Origin of the sequence: Azospirillum rugosum, from assembly GCF_017876155.1 — a bacterium.
In the GTDB taxonomy this organism is placed as follows: Bacteria; Pseudomonadota; Alphaproteobacteria; order Azospirillales; family Azospirillaceae; genus Azospirillum; species Azospirillum rugosum.
The window spans coordinates 1-1,305 of the sequence record NZ_JAGINP010000062.1; the positions used below are offsets into that span (position 1 = coordinate 1).

Annotated in this window: 1 protein-coding gene; it reads right to left on the reverse strand. The window is 67.0% G+C overall.

The features are described from left to right. Window positions 1-148: 148 nt before the first annotated feature. Window positions 149-1,225, reverse strand: a complete 1,077-nt coding sequence (locus J2851_RS35420) for an IS5 family transposase (protein WP_209774079.1) — start codon at window positions 1,223-1,225, stop codon at window positions 149-151. Window positions 1,226-1,305 lie beyond the last annotated feature (80 nt).

Consider the following 1,305-nt stretch of genomic DNA (forward strand, 5'->3'; position numbering starts at 1 on the left):
CAGGCTGCTGAAAAACGGGCTGATGCGGTGCCCTTGCCTCCGCTGAGGCTTGAAAATGGCGTTTCCAACGCCCGTTTTGGTCGGGATGGAGCGTTTTCCCTCGCTCCGAGGCGCCCGGAGCCGCCATTCAGGCGGACTCCGGGTGTGACTATGCCGCCGCCAGCAGCTTGGGCAGGCGGATCAGGTTGTAGGCGGCGGCGGTCAGCGTGAATATCCAGCCGACGCGAGCCGTGCCGCGATGACGGGTCTTGCGCAGCCCGGCCGCTTTGATCCAACCGAACACCTCCTCAATCCGCTTGCGAATTCGCAGGCTGACGGCGTAGCCGGGATGGCGGGTGGTCCGGCCGTCGATCGCCGAGCGGCGGTTGCTCGTGTTCTGGGCAACGTGAGGGGCCGCGCCCAATTCTCGCACGTTCGCCACGAAATCCTTGGTGTCGTAGGCCTTATCGGCGCCCACCGTGATGCGGTGGCGACCGGGGATGGCCTCGACCATGGAGACCGCCGCCTCGCGCTCGGCCAAGCCGGTGGCCGCGGTGAGCCGGACATCGACCACCAGGGCGTGGCGGTTCTCCATCAGCGCGTGGCCCATGAAGGCCAGCTTGGCCGGCTGGCCGTTGCCCTTGCGGTAGAGGCGGGCCTCGGGATCGCTGGTCGAGGCATGGGTCTCGTTGGAGCGCTTCTCGCCGTGGAAGTCGCGCTCGCCGTTGCGCCCCGGCCCCGGCGGCTCGCCACTGCCATCCTTGGGGCGGAAGCTCTTCACGCTGGCCCAGGCTTCGATCAGCGTCCCGTCCACCGAGAAATGCTCGTCCGACAACAACGCCTTGACCTTCGGCTGGCCCAGCACGGTGGCCAGGAACTTGGCCGCCACGTCGCCGGCCAGCAGGCGCTCACGGTTCTTGGTGAAGACCGTCACGTCCCACACCGGCGCGTCCATCGACAGGCCGACGAACCAGCGGAACAGCAGGTTGTAATCGAGTTGCTCCATCAGCTGGCGTTCCGAGCGCACCGAGTAGAAAGCCTGGAGAAGCAGCGCCCGCAGCAGCTTCTCCGGCGGGATCGACGGCCGGCCGATCTTGGAGTACAGACCCTCGAAGGCTGGCGACATCACCTCCAGCGCTTCATCCACGATGGCCCGGATCGCTCGCAGCGGGTGGTTGGCCGGAACCCGAGCCTCGCAGCTCACGTAGCTGAACAGACCCTCGCTGCGTTCGTCCGATCCCCGCATCGTTCCCTCGCCGGCCGCTTTCTCCACGACCGGAGAGAATCACGACCAGCCGGCTGAGCCCAGCCTTTTTCCGCGTCCTG

What these genes read in the sequence shown, in the direction of transcription:
- J2851_RS35420 (WP_209774079.1), bottom strand. Translation starts at nt 1,225, where the DNA reads ATGCGGGGATCGGACGAACGCAGCGAGGGTCTGTTCAGCTACGTGAGC.